Source organism: Pseudarthrobacter sp. NIBRBAC000502772, assembly GCF_006517235.1.
Lineage (GTDB): Bacteria > Actinomycetota > Actinomycetes > Actinomycetales > Micrococcaceae > Arthrobacter.
The window spans coordinates 3,664,029-3,685,208 of record NZ_CP041188.1; the positions used below are offsets into that span (position 1 = coordinate 3,664,029).

14 protein-coding genes and 1 pseudogene are annotated in these 21,180 nt (G+C 67.0%); 6 read left to right on the plus strand and 9 right to left on the minus strand.

Annotated features, from left to right (window positions below):
• Positions 1 to 5: 5 nt before the first annotated feature.
• Positions 6 to 1,427 carry a zinc-dependent metalloprotease gene (locus NIBR502772_RS16920; RefSeq protein WP_141141057.1) on the plus strand — a complete coding sequence of 474 codons (1,422 nt, stop codon included), beginning with the start codon at positions 6 to 8 and terminating at the stop codon, positions 1,425 to 1,427.
• Positions 1,428 to 1,466: 39 nt separating this feature from the next.
• Here the strand turns inward: NIBR502772_RS16920 and NIBR502772_RS16925 are convergent, their stop codons facing one another.
• The 4 genes from NIBR502772_RS16925 to nudC form a co-directional block, all read right to left on the minus strand.
• Positions 1,467 to 2,090 (minus strand): dihydrofolate reductase family protein, encoded by a 624-nt coding sequence (locus NIBR502772_RS16925; protein ID WP_141141058.1) that lies wholly within the window; start codon positions 2,088 to 2,090, stop codon positions 1,467 to 1,469.
• Positions 2,091 to 2,222: 132 nt separating this feature from the next.
• The gene (locus tag NIBR502772_RS16930) at positions 2,223 to 2,834 is read right to left on the minus strand and encodes a M48 family metallopeptidase (RefSeq protein ID WP_141141059.1); all 612 of its coding nucleotides are present in this window, start codon (positions 2,832 to 2,834) and stop codon (positions 2,223 to 2,225) included.
• Positions 2,831 to 4,966, minus strand: coding sequence for an ATP-dependent DNA helicase UvrD2 (locus tag NIBR502772_RS16935; RefSeq protein ID WP_141141060.1), 2,136 nt, complete (start codon positions 4,964 to 4,966; stop codon positions 2,831 to 2,833). Before NIBR502772_RS16935 ends, NIBR502772_RS16930 begins: the two co-directional genes overlap by 4 nt.
• A gap of 68 nt (positions 4,967 to 5,034) precedes the next feature.
• Positions 5,035 to 6,057, minus strand: a complete 1,023-nt coding sequence (gene nudC, locus NIBR502772_RS16940; protein ID WP_141141061.1) for an NAD(+) diphosphatase — start codon at positions 6,055 to 6,057, stop codon at positions 5,035 to 5,037.
• Positions 6,058 to 6,225: 168 nt separating this feature from the next.
• On the opposite strand from nudC, the gene NIBR502772_RS16945 reads away from it, so the two are divergent.
• Positions 6,226 to 7,470 carry a macrolide 2'-phosphotransferase gene (locus NIBR502772_RS16945; protein WP_141141062.1) on the plus strand — a complete coding sequence of 415 codons (1,245 nt, stop codon included), beginning with the start codon at positions 6,226 to 6,228 and terminating at the stop codon, positions 7,468 to 7,470.
• Between the two features lie 38 nt (positions 7,471 to 7,508).
• Here NIBR502772_RS16945 and NIBR502772_RS16950 read toward each other — a convergent pair.
• From NIBR502772_RS16950 to NIBR502772_RS16960, 3 genes and pseudogenes are all read right to left on the minus strand, one after another.
• Positions 7,509 to 11,086, minus strand: a pseudogene (locus tag NIBR502772_RS16950) (ATP-dependent helicase).
• Positions 11,083 to 14,445: an ATP-dependent DNA helicase gene (locus tag NIBR502772_RS16955; RefSeq protein ID WP_141142127.1), complete on the minus strand. Its 3,363-nt coding sequence runs from the start codon at positions 14,443 to 14,445 to the stop codon at positions 11,083 to 11,085. Before NIBR502772_RS16955 ends, NIBR502772_RS16950 begins: the two are co-directional and overlap by 4 nt.
• Before the next feature lie 89 nt (positions 14,446 to 14,534).
• Positions 14,535 to 14,951, minus strand: coding sequence for an MGMT family protein (locus NIBR502772_RS16960; RefSeq protein WP_104062168.1), 417 nt, complete (start codon positions 14,949 to 14,951; stop codon positions 14,535 to 14,537).
• Between the two features lie 63 nt (positions 14,952 to 15,014).
• On the opposite strand from NIBR502772_RS16960, the gene NIBR502772_RS16965 reads away from it, so the two are divergent.
• The 4 genes from NIBR502772_RS16965 (at position 15,015) to NIBR502772_RS16980 (ending at position 18,480) form a co-directional block, all read left to right on the plus strand.
• On the plus strand, positions 15,015 to 15,722 hold the full coding sequence (locus NIBR502772_RS16965; RefSeq protein ID WP_056343881.1) for a 3'-5' exonuclease: 708 nt from the start codon (positions 15,015 to 15,017) through the stop codon (positions 15,720 to 15,722).
• A 306-nt stretch (positions 15,723 to 16,028) separates the two neighbouring features.
• Positions 16,029 to 16,964 (plus strand): ABC transporter substrate-binding protein, encoded by a 936-nt coding sequence (locus tag NIBR502772_RS16970; RefSeq protein WP_141141063.1) that lies wholly within the window; start codon positions 16,029 to 16,031, stop codon positions 16,962 to 16,964.
• A 17-nt stretch (positions 16,965 to 16,981) separates the two neighbouring features.
• The gene (locus NIBR502772_RS16975; protein WP_141141064.1) at positions 16,982 to 17,746 is read left to right on the plus strand and encodes an amino acid ABC transporter permease; all 765 of its coding nucleotides are present in this window, start codon (positions 16,982 to 16,984) and stop codon (positions 17,744 to 17,746) included.
• On the plus strand, positions 17,743 to 18,480 hold the full coding sequence (locus NIBR502772_RS16980) for an amino acid ABC transporter ATP-binding protein (RefSeq protein WP_141141065.1): 738 nt from the start codon (positions 17,743 to 17,745) through the stop codon (positions 18,478 to 18,480). The genes NIBR502772_RS16975 and NIBR502772_RS16980 overlap by 4 nt, the downstream gene beginning before the upstream one ends.
• Before the next feature lie 125 nt (positions 18,481 to 18,605).
• On the opposite strand, the gene hemL is transcribed toward NIBR502772_RS16980, so the two are convergent.
• A complete protein-coding gene (hemL, locus tag NIBR502772_RS16985) occupies positions 18,606 to 19,925 on the minus strand; it encodes a glutamate-1-semialdehyde 2,1-aminomutase (RefSeq protein WP_141141066.1) in 1,320 nt (439 codons plus the stop codon).
• A gap of 94 nt (positions 19,926 to 20,019) precedes the next feature.
• The gene (locus NIBR502772_RS16990) at positions 20,020 to 21,138 is read right to left on the minus strand and encodes an LLM class flavin-dependent oxidoreductase (RefSeq protein WP_141141067.1); all 1,119 of its coding nucleotides are present in this window, start codon (positions 21,136 to 21,138) and stop codon (positions 20,020 to 20,022) included.
• Positions 21,139 to 21,180 lie beyond the last annotated feature (42 nt).

Below are 21,180 nucleotides of genomic sequence, written 5' to 3' on the forward strand. Positions count from 1 at the left end.
GGATCATGACCTCCAACCCACTCAATCCGTCCAACGGCGACGATACGCCGAAGGATCCGTTGACCGAGATGCTGCAGAACCTGATGGGCGGCAAGGGCATGGAGAACTTCGACCCCGCCGAACTCGCAAAGGCAGCCGGCCTGCCGGACGACCCCAATCTCCTGGCCCAGATGTTCTCCCAGGTCCAGGCCATGATGAGCGCCCCTTCCGAAGGGCCCGTCAACTGGCAGCTCGCGCACGAGAACGCCCGCCGGGTTGCCGCCAGCAGCGCCGACCCGTCCGTCACGTCCCTGCAGACCCGGGAAGTCGACGAGGCCCTGCGGCTGGCCGAACTGTGGCTTGATCCCGTGACCGACCTTCCTGCCACCGGCCTGATCGGCCGTGCGTGGTCGCGTGCCGAGTGGGTGGAAGCCACCCTTGGAACATGGAAGCGGCTGACCGAGCCCGTAGCCAACAGCATCGCCAACGCGCTCTCCAGCGCCATGACCGAACAGATGCCCGAAGAGATGAAGTCCATGATGGGCGGGGCCTCTTCCATGCTGCAGAACATGGGCGGCGCGATCTTTGGGATGCAGCTGGGGCAGGCGATCGGTGCCCTGTCCGCCGAGGTTGTCAGCTCCACGGACATCGGTGTTCCCCTGGCTGACCTGGAAATGGCGCTCCTGCCGGCCAACGTGTCCAAGTTCGGCGAGGGCCTGGGCCTGCCGGAGAACGACATCCGGCTGTTCCTGGCCGTCCGCGAGGCAGCCCATGCGCGGTTGTTTGTCCAGGTACCCTGGCTGCGCGGCCACCTGCTCGGCGCCATCGAGGCCTACGCCCGCGGCATCCATATCGACACTTCCAGGATTGAAGAGCTGGCCCGCGACCTGGACCCCAGCAACCCTGAAGGCATCCAGGAAGCGCTGTCCCAGGGTGTCTTTATGCCGCAGCGGACCCCTGCCCAGGAGCAGGCGCTTGAAAAACTTGAGACGGCCCTGGCCCTCGTTGAAGGCTGGGTGGACGAGCTCACCGCTTCGGCCACAGAGAAACTGCTGCCCTCCGCCGGTGCGCTCCGGGAAACAGTCCGGCGACGCCGTGCCACCGGCGGTCCGGCGGAACACGCTTTCTCTTCCCTGGTGGGACTCGAACTGCGCCCCCGCCGCCTGCGCGAGGCGGCCACGCTGTGGGCCACGCTGAAGGACGAACGGGGCATTGCCGGACGCGATGCCATCTGGCAGCACCCGGACCTCCTCCCCACCGCCGAGGACCTCGATGACCCGCAGGGGTTCAGTGGCCGCCGCCAGCTGGCCGAGGCCAGCGACAGCGAAGTGGACGACGCCCTGCAGAGGCTGCTCAGCGGCGGCTTCGACAACGCGCCGCAGGATGATTCCGAAGGCGGTGAAGACGGCGACCAGCCCACCGGCGACGGTGAGCAGCCCAAGGGCTAGGGTGTGTTGCGGCGCAATGTCGTGGAATGCAGCTTCAGCCTAACTTTCCTGGTCGCTGGCAGACATATCGCCGACCCCAGGGGTGCCATCGGCGAGCGCGTAGCGCTGCAGCACTGCTCCCTTCGGTGAGGCGACGACCGGCTCGATGAGTCTGAGGTTCGTCGGAACCACCCCGCCGGCGAAAACCTTCTTTCCACCGCCGAGGAGGATCGGATACACCCAGAGCGTGAGCCGGTCAAAGAGCCGCTCGGCGAACAGGGTCTGCACGAAGTCGAGACTGCCAATGACGTGGATGTTCGCGTGCCGGTCGCGCAGTTCGCGCACGGCAGCGACGACATCAGGACCCAGCAGTGTTGAGTCGGCCCACTCGAGGGCCGGCGACTGGCGCGAGGCCACGTATTTCGGGAGGCGGTTGAACAGCCGCGCAATTCCCCCGTCCGCGTGCGGCCAGTACGCGGCGAAGATGTCGTAGGTCCGTCGCCCAAGCAGCAGCGCGTCCATCCCCACCATCCCGGAGTCGACTTGCTCGCCGACGACTTCATCTAGGAGGGGCGCCTGCCAGCCGCCAAACGCGAAGCCGCCGTCAGCATCCTCGTCCGGCCCGCCGGGCGCCTGCGCGACGCCGTCGAGGGTGGTGAACAGGTCGATATGGATGAGTCCCATGCCATGCTCTTTCCCTGTTGCCCGTCGTCGCCCCGGCGACGGGATCACTTCGAGGCTGACACATGATCCCCCTGCGAAGCAACCATTTCCCCGGCTCGACCCGAGCATCAGGCGACGGTTAGGAGAGACTCTCTAGTCGGCGTCACCCGGGTCTGAATCATTGCTGCCCGCGGTCAGGCCCCGGGAGGTGGCGAACGAGACGCCTTCCAGGAACGCCTTGGCCCGCATCGTCTCGGGGTAAGCCTCCAACAGCTTCCAGAACGCGGCATTGTGCCCGGCCACCAGCAGGTGCGCGAGCTCATGCAGCAGGACATAGTCGATGACCCACGGCGGCATGGGCCGGAGCTTGTCGGAGAGCCGGATGGATCCTTCCGACGGTGTTGCGGAGCCCCAGCGCGAGTTCTGGTTGCTGACCCAGCGGACCGACGTCGGGACTGCCCTGCCGCCGAAGTACCGGTCCGAAAGGGCTGCGGCGTGGACGGCCAGGGCAGTATCAGTGGCGGGCTGTTTGCTTCCTTTGCGGGAGCGCCGCTCCCCCTGGCGGTGCAGCTTCTCCAGCATGCGGTGCACCCATTCAGACTCCTGCGCAGCGGTGAACCGGGCCGGAATGGCCACCACTGCCGTCCCGTTCTCCCAGAAGGCAGCCACGGTCCTGGTCCGGCGGGCCGACCGCCGCACCTCAACCGGTGATCCGTCCGCTGTGGTGACGGGGAGGGTGTCCTGTCCTGCCGGCCGGCGGGTCACAGGGTGGTGCTTTCGACGAGCACCCGCAGCACGTCTTCGCCGTAGCGTTCCAGTTTGGACGGACCGACGCCGGCCAGTGCCGCCAGTTCCTCCAGCGTGGACGGTTTGGCCTCTGCGATGGCCGTCAGCGTGGCATCCGTGAAGACGACAAATGCCGGCACTTCGGCGGCCAGTGCAATTTCCTTCCGCCATTGCCGAAGGGCATCGAAGGTCTGTTCTTCGTAGCTGGGAGGACAGCCGTTGCAGCGGCCCACCTTGCGTTCGGCGCCGCTGGCCAGCATGCTCCCGCAGACCCTGCAGGTGGCGGGGGCCGTCGATTTCCGGCGCGGCGCCGGCCCTTTACCGCGGGCGCTGGAACTGGCCACCGAGTTGGGCCGGAGCCCGTCGAGGAAGCGTGAGGGTTTGCGGTTGGCCCGGCCGCCCGGTGTCCGTGCCGTGGACCAGGACAGGGACAGGTGCTCGCGGGCGCGGGTGATGCCCACGTAGAGCAGGCGGCGCTCCTCATCCACGGATTCGGGTGTGTCCGCGAAGGAGATGGGCATCAGGCCTTCGCAGAGGCCCACCAGGAACACGGCGTCCCATTCGAGGCCCTTCGCGGCGTGCAGCGATGCAAGCGTCACGCCCTGGACAGTGGGAGCGTGCTGCGCCAGCGACCGTTCCTGGAGTTCATTAACAAAGTCACTGAGACTGAACTGCTCGCCGCGGACGTGGACCAGCTCGTCCGCGAGCGCCACCAGCGCTGCCAGGGACTCCCAGCGTTCGCGCAGCGCGCCGCCGTTGTGGGGCGGGGCGTCCGTGTAGCCGAGCGAGGCCACGATATCGCGGACCAACTGGCCGAGCGGTTCCGGCGTCGCCGTTTCAGCGACGGCCCTGGTTGCCGCGCGCAGCTGAAGGATGGCGTCGCGCACTTCCTTGCGGGCAAAGAACCGCTCACCACCGCGCAGCTGGTAACTGATGCCGGCCGCCGCGAGCGCCTGTTCGTAGGCCTGGGACTGCCCGTTGGTGCGGAAAAGGACAGCCACCTGGCTGGCGGGAGTGCCGGCGTCGAGCAGCTCCTGGATCTTGATGGCGACAGTGGCGGCTTCGGCTTCATCGTCGGAGCATTCGGTGAACTGTGGGACAGGCCCCGCCGGCCGCTGCGCCACCAGCTGCAGCGGAGCCGCCCAGGCAGCATCGGCCACCGGTCCGCCGCCACGCCGTGCGGCCAGGAGATCGTTGGCCAGCTTGACCACCTGCGGCGTGGAACGGTAATCCCGGATCAGTTTCACCACATTGGCCTCAGGGTACTGGGTCTTGAATCCCAGCAGGTGTTTGGGCGAAGCGCCGGTAAACGAGTAGATCGTCTGGCTCGCATCGCCCACAACGCACAGCTCGTCCCGCCCGCCCAGCCACAGCTCCAGGAGGCGCTGCTGCAGCGGCGAAACGTCCTGGTACTCGTCCACCACAAAATGCCGGTACTGCTCACGAACGGTGGCCGCGACTTTCTGGTCTTCCTGCAGGATCCCCACCGTGATCAGGAGTACGTCCTCAAAATCAATGACGTTGCGGTCCGTCTTGACATCCTCGTAGGACTGGAAGACCCGGGCGACGGCGGTGAGGTCGAACCCGCCGGGCGTTCCCCTGCCCTGTGCGTTCTCCAGGTAGTTGGCCGGGGTCAGCATGGAGACCTTGGCCCACTCAATTTCGGAGGCGAGGTCCCGGATGGACGCGCGGTCAGTGCTGAGCCGCAGGCGGCGGGACGCTTCGGCGATCATCTGGGCCTTGTGGTCCAGCAGGTTGGGCAGCGTGCCGCCGACCGCCTGCGGCCAGAAAAACTGCAGCTGCCGCAAGGCGGCGGCGTGGAAGGTGCGCGCCTGGACATTGCCCACGCCGAGATCCCGCAGCCTGCTGCGCATTTCCGCGGCGGCCCGGGCCGTGAACGTCACGGCGAGGAGCCGCTGGGGGCTGTACACCCCTGAGTGCACGCCATAGGCAATCCGGTGCGTAATGGCCCTGGTCTTGCCGGTGCCGGCACCGGCAAGGACGCACAGCGGCCCGTTCAGCGTGCTGGCGACCTCGCGCTGTTCAGCGTCAAGTCCCCCAAGGATTCGTTCCTCAAGGGACTCTGCACTGTCAAAATTCTCTGTGGTCACTTCTGCTGCTCTGTTGTCGCGACTGCCACGTGCTGGCGTCTGGCCAATGGTGATGCCTGTTCCGGGTGTCAGGTGTCCGTGCGGTCCATGATCCGGCCGCCATACCAGTGCTCAATCAGCGAGCGTGCAATGGACAGCCGGCTGGAGATGGTGATTTCGCCGGTGAGCACGGCGTCCTGGAGTTCCTCCCGGCTGAACCAGCGCGCACGGGTTACCTCCACGCCGTCGGGCTTTGCCACAGCGTCTTCGGTGATGGCGGTAAATCCAAGCATAAGGGAGGCCGGGAACGGCCATGACTGCGAGCCCAAGTACTGGCAGCCCGTGACCCGGACGCCCACTTCCTCGTGGATTTCCCTGACGACAGCTTGTTCCAGGGATTCGCCTGGTTCAACGAATCCGGCCAGCGTGGAGTAATTCTTCGCGTCAACCGGCCCGCCGCCACCGAGCAGCAGCCGTCCGTCCGGCCCCACCACCGTGACGATGATGGCCGGATCCGTCCGGGGGTAGTGTTCCGAGCTGTCCTGGGGGCAGCGGCGGACCCAGCCGCCGGCCTCCACGGCAGTGCGGGCCCCGCACCGGGGGCAATGCGTATGGCCGGCGTGCCAGTTGGCGATGGCGCTGGCTTCAACGAACAACGCCGTATCAGTGGGGTTCAGGACGGCGGCGATGTCGCGGAAGCCGGACCACTGCGCGCCGGCCGGGATTCCGGCAGTGCCGGGCTCGGCAGGTTCAGGAAGGACAACAAGGACCACTTCGGTGCCGGCGGCAAGATCCGAGCTGTCCAGCGCGGCGCCAAGATAGATGACCTGTTCCGGGGCTGAGCCACGGTCCCGCAGGTCAGCCAGCAACTGGGCCGCTGCGGGCAGTAGAAGCTGGTTGCCCCGCACCAGGGCCTGCCGCCCGGCAAGGACCACCGCCCGGGTGTGTTCGCTGTCCACCAATTCCTCAACCATGCCTGGCCGGACACGGTCTGCGGAGCCGCGGTCCACGGCGGCCGGGAGAACCGGCAGTACGGTATCGAACAGGTGGTTGGCCGGCAGCTGGGCTGCCTGCGGCTGGTAGGCCGGTATAGCGGACTCCGCATGACTCATGTGTCCACCGTACTGACTCGGACTGACAATTTACATTCGGCGGGGACATTCGGCGGGACAGGCGGCGTGGACGTCCGGACCGGGTGCGGACGCCGACTTTTGCAGCATATCTGGAGACTCGCCGCCGCACATCGTTGTCTTGGACGCCACTCAATCTACCGTGGAACGGTGAGAAGAAAACCGATCGAACTGGCAGCCGTAGCAACCGCGGCAGTCCCCGGGCTGACCCCAACCGCCGTTAGCTCCGCTGCGGACGATCCCGCGGATTTTGACTCCGCGCTGCTGCTGGATTCCGAAGACAAACAGTGGCGGGTCAGGTCCCCGCGGCATGCGGAAGCAAGCGCCAGGCTCGAGACGGAGTTCCTCGTCCTCCGGGCATTCGTACCGGCCATCCGCGCCGAGCTGCCCTTCCTGATGCCCACTGTGGCCGGCAGCGTCCGGCTTGGTAACCTCAGCACCTTTGTGTACTCCCACCTGGCCGGGAGCACGCAGAGTGTGGAAGAACTCACCGCAGGTCCGGCCGCGCTCGCCCGGGAAATCGGGACGGCGCTGGCGGCCATCCATGATCTTCCGCACTCCCTGGTCAGCAATGCCGACCTGCCCAGCTACACGCCCAACGAATTCCGCCAGCGCCGGCTCAACGAGCTCGACCAGGCGGCCACAACCGGAAAAATCCCGGCGTCGCTGTTGCTCCGCTGGGAACATGCCCTTGAAGACGTCTCACTGTGGCGGTTCAACCCTTGCGTTGTCCACGGGGACCTCCATGAGGACAACCTGCTCGTGGAAAGCAGCCGCGTCACGGCCGTTACGGGCTGGACGGACCTGCGGATCGGGGATCCCGCCGACGACTTCGCCTGGCTGGTTGCCTCGAACGAACAGGATTTCGTGGACGCGGTTCTTGCCAGCTACACCGGCAGCCGCCGCGACTCCCCGGACCAGCACCTGCTCCGGCGAGCTGCCCTGTCTGCCGAGTTCGCGTTGGCGCAATACCTGGTCAAGGGCATCGCTGCCGGCGACGCGGGTATGGTTGCCGAAGCCGAAGGCATGCTGGAAACCCTCGCGGCCGACGTCGAAGAGCACGGCGGCCAGGCCATCAGCGTCGAGCCGCTGCCAGCCCCGGCTGCCCCGGCCGACGACGCCGCCCAGTCCCCGGCAGCCCAGTCCCACGCGGTGGGTGTGGCCGCTGCTCCGGCGGTGACCGTCGTCCCCGTGCCCGTCCCGTCGGTGGAGCCTGTTCCGGTGGTGCCCGCAGTGGAAGTCAGCCCTATCCCGGCTGAGCACCTCCCGGCCGACGAAGCACCGGCGGACGACGACTCTGCAGACGAGTCACCGGCGGACAAGCCGTCAGTGCGCCCGTCCGCCGAGGACACGTCCACCGCGGCCATCAGCATCCTCGACATCAGGAAGCACTGACACCCGGGAACGCTTCCTGAGGTCAGCCTGCGCTGACCTCAGGGAGCACTGACGTCGAGGGCGGCGGCCACAATCTGTTCGAGCTCCTCAGCGGAGCCCAGATCGTGCGGCCGCACGACTTGGTTGTCCGCAACGTAGAAGAAGGCGGCCCTGACGTCTGACACCGCCACACCCTTGAGCCGGGCCCAAGCCAGCCGGTACGCGGCGAGCTGCACCGATTTGGCCCGCAACTGCGCGGCAGAGGGCCTGCGGCCGGTTTTCCAGTCCACGAGGTCCCACCTCCCGTCCGCGTCCTGGAAGACGGCGTCGATGCGCCCGCGTACCACCACGTCGCCCACCCGCGTTTCCACCGGAACTTCGACAAAAGCCGGTGACCTGTCGGCCCATTCCGAGGCTTTGAAGGTGGCCACCATGGTGTCGAGGTCGTAGGCGGCGTCAATGTGGTCGTCGGAGCCGGGGGCCTCGCCAAGGTCGAGCATGCCGGTTGCGCCGAAGTACTCTTCAACCCAGGCGTGGAATGCCGTCCCCTTCCGCGCCGACATGCCGGGCTCACGCGGAACAGGCCTTCGCAGCCGGCCCACAACCCCCGCCGGGTCCTCGCCGAGGTCCACCAGCGTGGACGCCGAGATGTGGCCGGGCAAATGAACGTCCTGCCCGGAGGCGCGCCTGGACCGCCGTTCCAGCAGCAACGCAGCTTCCCTGGCCCAGCCCGCCGCAGGGCCCCGAAGCCTTGGCCCGGACTCATTGGCGGATGCAGGCCCAAGGACCGTCACAGAGTCCGCAGGATCCAAGGGCTCCAACGCGGCCCGGACGCGTGCCGCGGCGCCCTCCATGGCCAGCCGCCTGCCGGGAACAACCCGCAGGCGCTCCCCGGTCCGCGCATCCACGGGACCTTCGAGGGGGTCATAGGGCCATCCGGCCACCTCCGTTTCGGTAGTCAACGGGCTCTTTTCAGGCAGGGAGGCTTCGTCCACTGACGCCGGGTGCACTATGGCGGGACAGATTTCCGCGGCGTCCACCGGGGCCGTGTTGGGGCCGGAGCCGACAAGCTGTTCCAGTTCAGCGAGGAAAGGTGACATCTCGGCACGGCCTGCCCTGGAGCCCACCCATGCCGCGCTCGAGACCCAGAGGACGTGCTTTGCCCTGGTGTAGGCCACATATGCCAGGCGGCGTTCCTCGCCCTCACCATGGACCTGGACGGCTGATTTGAAGTCCTTCTCGGCGTCCAGCCAGCCCTTCTGGTCCGGCTGGTCGGTATCCCATTGGGGCAGGTCCGAACGGTCCCCCCGCAGCGGCCACGGCAGGGCCGCCGCGCCGCTGCTCCAGCGCGAGTCCTTGTTGCTGGGGAAGGCGCCGGCGTTGAGGCCCGGTACAAAGACGACGTCCCATTCCAGGCCCTTTGACGCATGGACGGTCAGCAGTTGCACAGCCTCGCGGTTGATATCCGACGGCGGAGCTTCGAGGCCGTTTTCCTCGGCCGCGGCGGCTTCCAGCCAGGCAAGGAAGGCGAGGATATCCACCCGGTGCGAGGTCCGCAGGAAGCCGGCCGCCGCGTCCTGGAAGGCATCCAGGTTTCGGCGGGCCTGGTGGATGCTGGTCCCCGGGCGTGCTGCCACTTCGATGTCGAGCAACATGGCGCGTTCCACTTCGCCGAGCAGAGTGGTGAGGTCGTCCCCGAGGTAGCCGCGCAGCTGCCTGAGCTCCGCCGAAAGCCTGCCGAGGCGGTCGCGGGCCACTTCGGTCAGCGACCGTCCGTGGGAAGAGGCCCAGTCGTCGCGTGGCAGCCAGTCCAGCGCTTCAACGAGGCTGGCACCGTCCGTCAGGTCGCTTTCGATGACGGCCTCGTCGGACGCGTCAGCGGGCCCGTCCTCCGTCGTGGCCGCGCCTGCGGGGCGGCCACGACGGCGTGCGAGGTGGCTGGACCAGTCGCGGAAGGCCATCAGGTCTGCCGGCCCGATCCGCCAGCGTGCACCGGCCAGGAGGCGCATCAGGGAGTCCGAGCGTCCGGGATCTGCAAGCACCCGGAGCGTGGCCACCAGATCAACGATTTCGGGAGTGTCGAGCAGTCCGCCGAGCCCCACGATTTCGTAGGCTATCCCCGCGCCTCGAACTCCCGCCGGATGGTTTCCATCTGGGCGCGCCGCCGGCACAGGACAGCCAGTGCCGGCGGCACCGGTGTGCCGTCGGCCTCACGTTCAAAGTCCGTGACCCGGTACTTTATGACGTCCCCGGCAAGGGCGGCGGCTTCGTCGAGGTCTGTGCCGAAGCGGCCCAGTACCACCCGTCCCTCCACCGCGAAGGGACTGGGCTGTAGCGGCGGCACATTCGCCGCCGCCGTAGCCGTAGCCGTGCCCACCGGGATAGTGCCGTCCGCGGCGGTGCCCGCTTCGGTGATGCTTTCCGCGGCCGCGCCCACAGCGGCGCTGCCGGCAGGGGCCTTCTGTGCCTCGGCGCGCCCTAAGGCCTCTGACATGATGTTGGCGGCGGACAGGATGGCCCGGCCGTTGCGCCACGCCGTTGTGAGGTACGACGTAGGGGCCAGCGTGAAGCGTCCCGGCCCGTCGTCCCCGTCCACGCGGACAGGGAATTCACGGACAAAGTGGAAGAGCTGACCTGCCGAAGCACCCCGGAAGCCGTATATCGACTGGTTGGGGTCCCCCACGGCGGTGACCGCGTGGCCGTCGCCGAAAAGCCGCGAAAACAGGACCAACTGGGCATACGACGTGTCCTGGAACTCGTCGAGGAGCACCACTTTGTAGCGCTGGCGTTCCATGTCCGCAGCAAGGGGGATTTCCGTGGCCACACGGGCCGCAAGTGCCACCAGGTCGCCGAAGTCCAAGGCCCCCCGTGACTTCTTGGCGGCGGCGTAGCGGCCCACCATGTCAGCCACGCTTGCCCTGGTGCGCAGCATCGCGGCCAGTTCACCGGCTGCCTGGGGTGCGTTCTTGTTCGCCCCGGCCACGTAGGGACGTTCTTCAAACTCAGCGAGTCGCGCCAGAAGCCAGGCCTCGACGTCGGCCGGTTCCTGCAGGTGCTCTGCGCACTCCCCCGCGAGCTGGATGACTGCCTTGACCAGTGTGGACTTGGCTGCCTTGAAGTGGCTGTACTCGCCGTCGAACGCTTCCACTACTTCGCTGGCGAGCTGCCAGGCTTGGGCTCCGCCGAGCAGCACAACGTCGCGTTCCACGCCCAGCCTCAGCCCGTAGTCGGAAACAATGCCGCTGGCAAATGAGTGGTAGGTGGACACCTTGGGCTCCAGGGCGTCGCTGCTGAGCAGCCCCTCGGGGAACACTTCGTGCCGTGTGTCCTGGGCTGCGACGCGCTGCAGTGCCGCCAGCTTGGCCCGGATCCGCGTGGCCAGCTCGCCTGCTGCCTTCCTGGTGAAAGTTACGCCCAGGACTTCCTCAGGCCTGACCCAGCCGTTGGCAACGAGCCAGACGACGCGGTCGGCCATGGTGGCCGTCTTGCCGGAACCCGCCCCCGCGATCACCAGCCGGGGAGCCAGCGGTGAGGAGATGATGGCCGACTGTTCGGGGGTCGGCGTGTTCCTTTCACCCAACAGCATGGACAGCTGCTCCGGGCTGAACAGGGGCTCTGGAACCTGGGGCTGGCTCATTCGGTGACCTGCTTTCCGCGGACACAGAGCGGACAAACTTCAGGGAGCCTGCAGCCGTGCCCCCCATGGCTGCTCTTTGCCGGGTCATGCCTGGCTTCGAAGGTGCTGCCGGACATTACCGCAGCAGCATCGGTGACCATGTCCAGGGCCCAGTTATCCTGGGCCTCCAAGGGTTCCTGTTGCTGGACGCCGGGACTCTTGGTAGTTGTTCCGAGCTGCGCCAGCACGGCGCCGCCCGGCACGAGTGAGCCCGGCGCTGGTGAGTCCGGCACTGGTGCACCGGGTTCTGCTGCGCTGAATTCTGCTGCGCCGGGCAGTCCGTGTACCTCCGTGAAACCGCCGGCCAGGACCGCCGCTTGGTAGGCCCCCAGCTGGGGATGGCGGGACAGCTCGGTCTTGCCAGGCTGCCTTTTGCCCGTCTTGAGGTCCACAATGACCAGCCTTCCTTCGGCGTCGATCTCCAGCCGGTCAACCTGGCCGCGGAGCACGGCGGCGCGGGGAAGGTCGGTCCCGCCGGCCAAATCTCCGACGGACTGGCCATCGCCCGAATCCGTCGCCGCCGGCGGAACATCGGGCAGCCGGACCTCAAAGTCCTGCTCGACGCCCAGCAGGCTCCGGCCCTCGCTCCGCATCACCAGGACGTACTGGGCGAGCTTGCGCACCATTGTTTCGGCACGCTGGAAGTCCAGTTTGCCTTCCCAGTTGTCCTTCATCCCCAGGGTTGGCCACCGGCGGATGAGTTCGGCGACGTACTCGCCCCCGGAGGCTTCCGGCAGGTCCTGCGCGATGGCGTGTACCAGGGTGCCCAGGCTCCGGGCGAAGTCGGTGGCGGCTTCTCCGCCGGCCGCCTGCACAAACCAGTCGAGCGGTGATTTCTGCACGGATTCCACCTTCGAGGGCGAGACGTAAACGGTCCCTCCGGGCGGGACAACCGGTTCAGATGTCGTCAAAGGGGGCAAACCCCACCAGCTGTCCGGATGCGCTCCCGGGACCGCCGGTTCCGCGGCGGCAAGTCCGGCCAGGACCCTGGCGGCCTCGGCAGCTTCGGGCTCATACTTTCCATCCAGCTGCGCGTATTGCCGCAGCTCGGCCACCAGGGCACGCAGCGTCATGGGCCGTTCCACCGGCGTGAACCCCCTGCCCTCGGCTCCCGGCTCAAGCGGCGCCACATAGTCGAGGAAGGACGACGGCTGGTCGTCCTCAGACGAAACAGCGGTGCAGATCAGCATCTCGCAGGCCCTGGAAACGGCCGTGGAGAAGCTTCGGAGTTCGTCGTAGCGGATTTCCCGCAGCCGGCTCAGCGGGTCCAGCTGTAATGCATAGCTGACCCCATGCTCGACGGCGTCAGCGTAGAGGCTGCTGCCCAGCAGCTCACCGCGGAGCCGGGTATTGGGCCAGACGCCTTCCTGCAGCCCCGCCACAATGACCACCGGCCATTGCCGCCCGGCAGCACTGGCCGGGGTCATCAGCTCGACGGCGTCGTCCACCTGGGCCCGCGCGGCCAGGGTATCCATCGGCAGCTCCTGGTTCAGGAGGTACTCAAGGAACTGCTCCGGCCCGGCGCCCGGCATCTGGTCCACGTAGCGCTCGGCTGTATGGAAGAGCGCCATCATGGCATCAAGGTCCCGGTCGGCGCGGGCTCCGTGGGAACCGCCGATGAGGGCGGATTCGGTCCACGCATTGGCCAGTCCGGTGGAATGCCACAGGGCCCAGAGCACGGTCTCGGCATTGGCGCCGGGCTCGGCGGCGGCGCTCCGCCCTGCCTGGATCATGCGTGCGGTCCGCCGCGCGGAACGGCCTTCCAGGCCCAGCGTCCCCAGGGCACCGGGTTCCGATAATGCTTCAACCAGCAGGGCGTCGCTGGTCCGTCCGCCGCCGCCCTGCAGCTCTTCCCGCCTGAGCGACTGGCGTAGCCGGCGTAGTTCAATGGACGTAGCGCCCCCGATGCGCGACGTCAGCAGGGCGACGGCGGCTTCCGGAGTCAGCAGTTCAGGATCCAGCGCAATGGCGTAGGCGTCCAACAGCGGGCGTACGGCCACTTCATCTCGGACCGCGGACTCGGCTACCGGAACGCGCACCGGGATCCCCTGGCCCGTGAGGTAGCGCTGCAGCTCACTGAGCTGTCCGCCGTTACGTACAATCACGGCGATCTCTGCCAGGTCGCGGCCATGGTTGACGTGCTGGTCCAGGATGCGCTGGGCAACGTACCGGAGTTCGTGGACCGGGGACGGCACCAGGTGTGCTTCCACCGTGCCGGCGGGCTGATTTTGGGGTTCGACGACGGCGTTGGGCCCGTGCGCGGTTCCGGCCAGGGGTTCGGGCTGCTCGAGCCGCCTGGCAAGCTGGCCGCCCGCACGCTGCGAGATCCTGCCCGCGACGCCGAGCCAGGCCGCCGCGATGGCGGGGGCGTGCCGATGGGTGTGCCACAGCGGCCGCTCGATGACGCCGGCTTTCGCAGAAAGCAGGCGCGGCAGCTCCGCAACGAGGTCGGGTCTGGCCCCGCGGAAGCCCTGCACAACGGTGTCTGGGGAGTAGGCGACATAGCAGTCCTTACCGGCGGCGATATCGGCGAGCAGTTCGAACACGGCAGGGTTCGCCTCCTGCACATCGTCCACCAGCACCAGCTGGAGGCGGTCCCGTTCTGCGGCCAGGAAGTGAGGCTCATCCTGGAAGATCTGCCGTGCCGTGGTGATGATGCCGGCGGGGTCGAAGGCCTCGGGCATGCGCAGGTCCAGGACGTCCCGGTACTCGGCGTACAGAGCCGCCGCGGCGATCCAGTCGGGCCGGCCGCACTGGTGGCCCAGCTCCTCCAGGTCGCCGGCGGTCCGGCCGGATTCGATGATCCGGTCGAAGAGTTGGCGTACCTCGTGCCGGAAACCCCGCGTCTCCAGTGCCGCTTCCAGGTCCGCGGGCCACGGAAGTTCCAGGCCTGGCATCCGGTGGCCGTCCAGGAGTTCGCGGATGATGAGGTCCTGTTCCGGGCCTGACAGGAGGCGCGGCGCGCGCGGAAGCGGAAGGATTCCCTCAGCCTTGGCCCGGCGGATCAGGTCAAACGCATAGGCTGCCCAGGTCCGGGCCGGTGTGGTGCTCAGGCTCCTGTCCAGCCGTGCGGTGAAGCGGTCGCGGAGTGAGTCGGCGGCGAGGCGTCCGGGTGCCAGGATAAGGATCCGCTCCGGGTCCACACCGTCCTGCAGGGCCCTGCGGACGGCGGCTTCGATCAGGACCGTTGATTTTCCGGTTCCCGGTGCGCCGGGAACCAGGACGGGCCCTGAGCCGTGGGGCACGTCGACGGCGTCGCGCTGGTCCGCGGACAGCCCCGGCACGTCGGCGTGCAGCTGCCGCGGCGGAAGGAGGCGCAGGCCCGTTTCGCCGGATCGTCCGGCCGCGGACGCGGGCCTGGCTGAGGTGCGTGTGGACTCGGCGGGGTCAGCAGCGGGGATTGTTACGGTCACACAGACATTTCATCATCAGCCACCGACAATCTATGCAGCCGCCGCTCCAGCTGCTCCGCAATGGCGTCGATCCGGTCGAAGTCATCCTCGCCGGGGGCCCAGCGTGCTGCCATCAGGTCCACCCGCCATTTGCCTTCGCCGGTGCGCCGGAAAGCATCGTGGTTGCCGAGCAGGGGCGTCCCCTCCTGCAGGTAGTGGCGGAGGGCTTCGGCCTCGTGGCCTTCCGGACCATGGCCGTTCGCTTTGAGGATGCGCCACCACGCGACCTGGCTGCCGTAGTGGCTCATGGCGTGGCCCACCTGCCGCGGACCGCCGGACCCCAGCAGCTCGGCCACATCACCGTAGGCCAGTGCGGTGCCGGGTGGAACCAGCTCGACCAGCGCGAGCACCGCCTCAATGTACTCAGTCCGCATACCTCAAGGTTACCGGCAGTGGCGTTGGCAGATCCTGTCGGTGCTGGCCGGTAGCGTTGAAGCATGACCTCCTGGAACACCCTCCCCCGCGCAGCCTTCGATCTCGAAACCACCGGACGGAATTCGCGTGCCGCGCGGATCGTCACGGCGTCGGTCACCGTGGTGGACCACAAGGGGGACGTCATCACCGAACACGAATGGCTGGCCGATCCCGGTGTCGAAATCCCTACCGAGGCCAGCGATATCCACGGCATCACCACGGAGCAGGCCCGGCGTGAGGGACGGCCGGCCCATGAAGTCACCGGGGAGCTCGCAACGGTCCTGCAGGACCTGTTCGACGCCGGCATTCCGGTCATTGCCTTCAATGCCAGCTACGACTTCACCGTCCTGGCCGCTGAATCCGCCCGCTACGGCGTCCGGCAGTTGAGCCGGTTCCCCGTCCTGGACCCGTTCATCATGAACAAACAGGTGGACCGCTACCGCAAGGGTAAGCGCACGTTGACGGCCCTGTGTGAGGAATACGGCATCACGTTGGACAACGCCCATACGTCGGCCGCGGATGCTTTGGCCACACTCCGGATGCTGGATGCCATGGCAATCAAGTTCCCCAAGCTCAAGATGCCGGCCAGCCAGCTTCACGAACTGCAAAAGGACTGGGCTGTCAGCCAAGCGGCAGACTTCCAGAACTATCTGCGCAAGACCAAGCCCGCCGCCGTGATCGAAGGCGAATGGCCTGTCCTACCTCCGGAAGACGCCAGCGGCGACTTCTAGTTGAGAGCTAACTCACATTTAGCCAGGAACCGCTGACTGCGACTGCGGGAACCCGCAGATTCGGCCGCGCGGGAAGCTTTCATTCATCAGATGTTCAGGAAGAGTCAACTTCAGCCGCTAATTCGGCAGGAGGCGCATTGAAGCAAGGTCTTATTCGCCCGAAGGCGCTGAAAGCCGGAAATGAGATGATTAAGTTCAGCGGTAATCCCGCCCCGGCCGGCCGGCATTTGGGAGCAAGGCTCCAGGCGCCTGACGCGCATCCTTCGGCCCGGTTGATCTTAAGACCCTGATGAAAGTGACTTTCTCATGAAGACCAAAGCCATGAAGTGGCTGACCAGTGTTCCGGTCGCGGTTGCGCTGGCAGTCTCGCTGGCCGCCTGCGGTAGCGGGACTGCCCAGCCGAGCGGCACGCCCACCGATGCCCTCGCCGGCAGTGACCAGCAGACGCTGGACAAGTACACCACCGCCGACGTCACGCCGTTGGACCAGATCGACAAGACCAAGCTGGGCCTCAACACCGACGGCAAGCTGGAAGTTGGCACGCTCTCCGACGCCCCGCCGAATATCTTCATCGACCCCGCCGGCAAGTTCACCGGCTACGACAACGAGCTCCTGCGCGCCGTTGCCGGCAAGCTTGGCCTCGAGGTCGAGTTCGTAGCCACCGACTTCTCGGCGCTGCTCTCCCAGGTACAGACCAAGCAGTTCGATGTGGGATCGTCCTCGATCTCCACAACAGACGCCCGCCGCGCCAACGTGGGCTTCACCAACGGCTACGACTTCGGCTTTATGGCTGTCGTTGCCAAGACCGACAGCGACGTCAAGGGCTTCGCAGACCTGGATGCCAATGTCCGCATCGGCGTTGTCCAGGGCACTGTCCAGGACGACTACGTCACCAACACCCTGAAGCTCGAGCCGGTCCGTTTCCCGGACTACGCCACCGTGTACGCCAACGTGCGCAACGGCCAGATCGATGCCTGGGTGGCACCCTCGCAGCAGGCCACCGGCCAGGTGAAGGACGGCGACGGAACTGTCATCGCCGAGTCTGTTGTGAACACCCAGAACTTCACTGCTTACGCCGTGAACAAGGACAACAAGGCCCTGATCGACGCTTTGAACTCCGGCCTTGATGCCGTAATTGCTGACGGCACCTGGTCCAAGCTGACCAAGGAATGGTATCCGGACCGCGAGACCCCCGCCGACTGGAAGCCGGGAAGCAAAGCTGCTCCGGCTCCCCAGAGCTGATCTGGGCTTAACCGCTTATGGATCTCCTGGACCAGCTGGGTGAAACGTTCCTCAACTGGGAGGAAATGGCGAAAGTCGTTCCTTCCCTTCTCACGGTGGGCTTGCCCAACACCCTGATCCTGGCCTTGGCCTCGGGCGTCCTCGGCTCCTTGTTGGGGCTACTGCTCGCGCTGATGGGCATTTCCCGGAATCCCGTGGCCCGCTGGGCAGCTCGGATCTACACCGACCTGTTCCGCGGCCTGCCCGCCATTTTGGTCATCCTGGTGATCGGTATCGGGCTCAGCCCCATCGCTCGGGAACTCACCGGTAACCGGAACCCCTATCCGCTCGGGATCCTGGCTCTGACGTTGATCGCCGGCGCCTACATCGGCGAGATCTTCCGTTCCGGTATCCAGAGCGTGGAGAAGGGCCAGCTGGAGGCCTCGCGCGCTTTGGGGTTCAGCTACGGCAAGTCCATGCGCCTGGTGGTGGTGCCACAGGGCATCCGCCGCGTGCTGCCTGCCTTGGTGAACCAGTTCATCTCGCTGCTGAAGGATTCCTCCCTGGTATTCGTGCTGGGCCTGGCTGCCTCCGACCGCGAGATTTTCCGGATCGGTAACGATGCGATGGCCAACACGGGGAATCTTTCGCCGCTCGTGGCTGCCGGCGTTCTGTATCTGATCCTGACTGTTCCGCTGACCCACTTCGTGAACTTCATCGACAACCGGCTCCGTACCGGCCGGCCGGAGAAGAAGGAACCGGACGAGCTGGCGGCACCTATCGGCAAGGGGGCACAGGCATGACGGAATTTACTTCCGGCACCCTGACCGGCAAGAACCTGCACCTTTCGTTCGGGCACAACCATGTGCTGCGCGGCATCGACCTCCACGTGGAGAAGGGCACCACGGCTTCGGTCATTGGTCCGTCCGGTTCCGGCAAGTCGACGCTCCTGCGGGTCATGAACCGGCTGATCGAACCGGACCAGGGCGACATCCTGCTGGATGGCCGGTCCGTGCTGAAAGACAACCCGGACGAGCTGCGCCAGCGGATCGGCATGGTGTTCCAGCAGTTCAACCTGTTCCCGCACAAGACCGTGCTGGACAACGTCTCGCTTGCGCTGCGCAAGCTCCGGAAGCTCTCCAAGGACCAGGCGACCGCCGAGGCCCTTGAGCAGCTGGACCTGGTGGGCCTCAAGCACAAAGCTGACGCCCGCCCGGCCAACCTCTCCGGCGGCCAGCAGCAGCGCGTTGCAATCGCCCGTGCGTTGGCCATGAAGCCTGAGGTGATGTTCTTTGACGAGGCCACCTCCGCGCTGGACCCGGAGCTCGTGAAGGGCGTCCTGGCGCTGATGACCGACCTCGCCAAGGGCGGCATGACCATGGTGGTGGTGACCCACGAAATGGGCTTCTCCCGCAACGTCTCAGACACCGTTACGTTTATGGACGCCGGTGTGGTGGTCGAATCGGGTCCGCCGGAGCAGATCTTCACGGCGCCCGCAACGGACCGCCTGAAGGGCTTCCTTTCGGACGTGCTGTAGGCGCACCAAAAGAAAATCCCCGTCTCCCGGACTTTTCCCACACGCATGGTGCGGGGATTTGTCCGGGAGGCGGGGATTTTCTTGCTTCAGCCGTTGCGGGCGCCCGTCAACGGCCGACGGCGGCGCTAGGCTGTCGCGGCAGCTGCAGCCTTCGCGGCGGCCGGGAGGGCGTCAAAGATCCGGTTCATCGCGATGTCGTCGTGGGCGGCCGACAGGAACCAGGCCTCGAAGACCGACGGCGGCAGGTAAACGCCGGATTCCAGCATGGAGTGGAAGAACGGCGCGTACCGGAAGGTTTCCTGGGCCTGGGCGTCAGCGTAGTTGTGGACGCCGTTGGCGGACGTGCCAAATGCCACGGAGAAGAGGTTTCCGGCGAACTGGACGGAGTGGTCCACCCCTTCACTGTCCAGGGCAGCGGACAGCGCCGAGGAGAGCTCCAGCGAGCGGGCGTCAATAAAGGAGTACACGTCGCGGGTGGCGTGCGTCAGCGTGGCTACGCCGGCTGCCATGGCCACGGGGTTCCCGGAGAGTGTCCCGGCCTGGTACACCGGGCCGAGTGGCGCGAGGTAGTCCATAACGTCCGCACGCCCGCCGAGGGCCGCCGTCGGCATTCCGCCGCCGATGACCTTGCCGAACGTGAGCAGGTCGGGGGTCCACGGCTCCGTCGCGTCAGCAGCACCGCCGGTGAGCCCCCAGTAGCCGGAGTAGCCGGTGCGGAAGCCTGTGAGCACTTCGTCCAGGATCAGCAGGGCGCCGTGCTCGCGGGTGATGCGGGACAGCCCCAGGTTGAAGCCCTCCCCCGGAGTCACCACGCCCATGTTGGCCGGGGCGGCTTCGGTGATGACGGCTGCGATGTTCGGCCCGTGCGCAGCAAAGGCGGCTTCGACGGCAGCGAGGTCGTTGTAGGGAAGGACCAGCGTTTCGGCGGCAGTGGCTGCGGTGACGCCGGCCGAGCCCGGCAGCGCCAGCGTGGCAACACCCGATCCTGCGGCGGCAAGCAGCCCGTCGAGGTGGCCGTGGTAGCAGCCGGCGAACTTGATGATGAGGTTCCGGCCGGTGAAGCCGCGGGCCAGCCGGACGGCCGTCATGGTGGCCTCGGTGCCGGTGGAGACCATCCGGACGCGTTCGGCGGCCGGCACGCGCTCCTGGACGATGGCTGCCAGGTTGGCCTCGTCCGGGGTGGACGCGCCGAAGGAGAGGCCGCGGTCCACAGCCGCGTGGACCGCCTCCAGGACGGCCGGGTGGGCGTGCCCCAGAAGGGCCGGGCCCCAGGAGCAGACCAGGTCGACGTACTCTTTGCCGTCGGCATCGGTCAGGTATGGGCCCTGGGCCGACACCATGAACCGTGGGGTTCCGCCCACCGAGCCGAAGGCACGGACGGGTGAGTTGACGCCGCCGGGCATCAGGGTCTGGGCACGGGCGAAGAGGTCTTCGGAACGAGTCATGCCCCCTATTCTTCCATCACGTGCGGTGGCATCCGGCGCCACCCATGGTGCGGGCGCCGGATACAGTAGCTGCCGGATCAAGTGGCCGCCTGGCTCAGCGGTCCGAGCGCACCTCTGCAAGCATGTCTGCAACGCGGGGCGCCACCTTGGAACCGAACAGCTCGATGGAGCGCATCATCTGCTCGTGGGGCAGCGTGCCGCTGCTGTACTTCATCTCGAAGCGGTCCGCCCCCAGGGTGCCCTTGAGCCGGGCGATCTTCTTCGCCACGGTCTCCGGGGAACCAACGAACAGGGCGCCGTCCTCGTCCGCCGCGGCTTCGAACTCGCCGCGCCCGGCCGGTCCCCAGCCGCGCTCCGCGCCGATCTTGTTGCGGACGGCGAGCCAGTGCGGGTAGTACTGCTCCAGGGCCTGCTCATCGGTCTCGGCCACGTAGCCGGGAGAGTGCACGGAGAGTGCCTGCGGTTCCTTACCGGCTTCGGCCAGCGTGCGCCGGTACAGATCGGCATAGGGGCGGAAGCGCTCGGGCTCGCCGCCGATGATCGCCAGGACCATGGGGTACCCGTAGGTGGCCGTGCGGACGACGGATTGGGGTGAGCCGCCCACTCCGATCCAGGTGGGAAGCAGGCGGCCTTCCACGTGCGGATAGACCATCTGGCCCCGAAGCGACGCCCGGGTCCGGCCGTCCCAGTTCACCGGGTTCTGGGACCGTACCCGGTCGTAGATCTCCAGCTTCTCCTCGAACAGCGCGTCGTAGTCGCTGAGGTCGTAGCCGAAGAGCGGGAAGGACTCGGTGAACGAACCCCTGCCCAGGATCACTTCGGCGCGGCCGTTGGAGACGGCGTCGAGGGTGGCGAAGCGCTGGAAGACGCGGATGGGATCGTCCGAGCTCAGGACCGTGACAGCACTGCCGAGCCGGATGTTTTCCGTGGCCGTGGCGATGGCCGCGAGCACCACGTCGGGCGCACTGACGGCGAAGTCCCTGCGGTGGTGCTCCCCCACGCCGAAGGAGTGCAGTCCGACGGCGTCGGCCACCTTGGCCTGTTCCACCACCTGGCGCAGCACCTCGGCGTGGTGCTTGGGTGCGCCGTCGGCAGCCAGATCGACGTCGCCGAAGGTACTGACGCCCAACAGGATGGTGTCCGCGGGGACGGGGGCAGTGGGGTTGCCCGGGGTGGACGGAGTGGTTACGGAAGGCTCGCTGTTTTCATGCATACGCATACAAACCACGGAGCATCCGGAAACATTCCCTGCCGC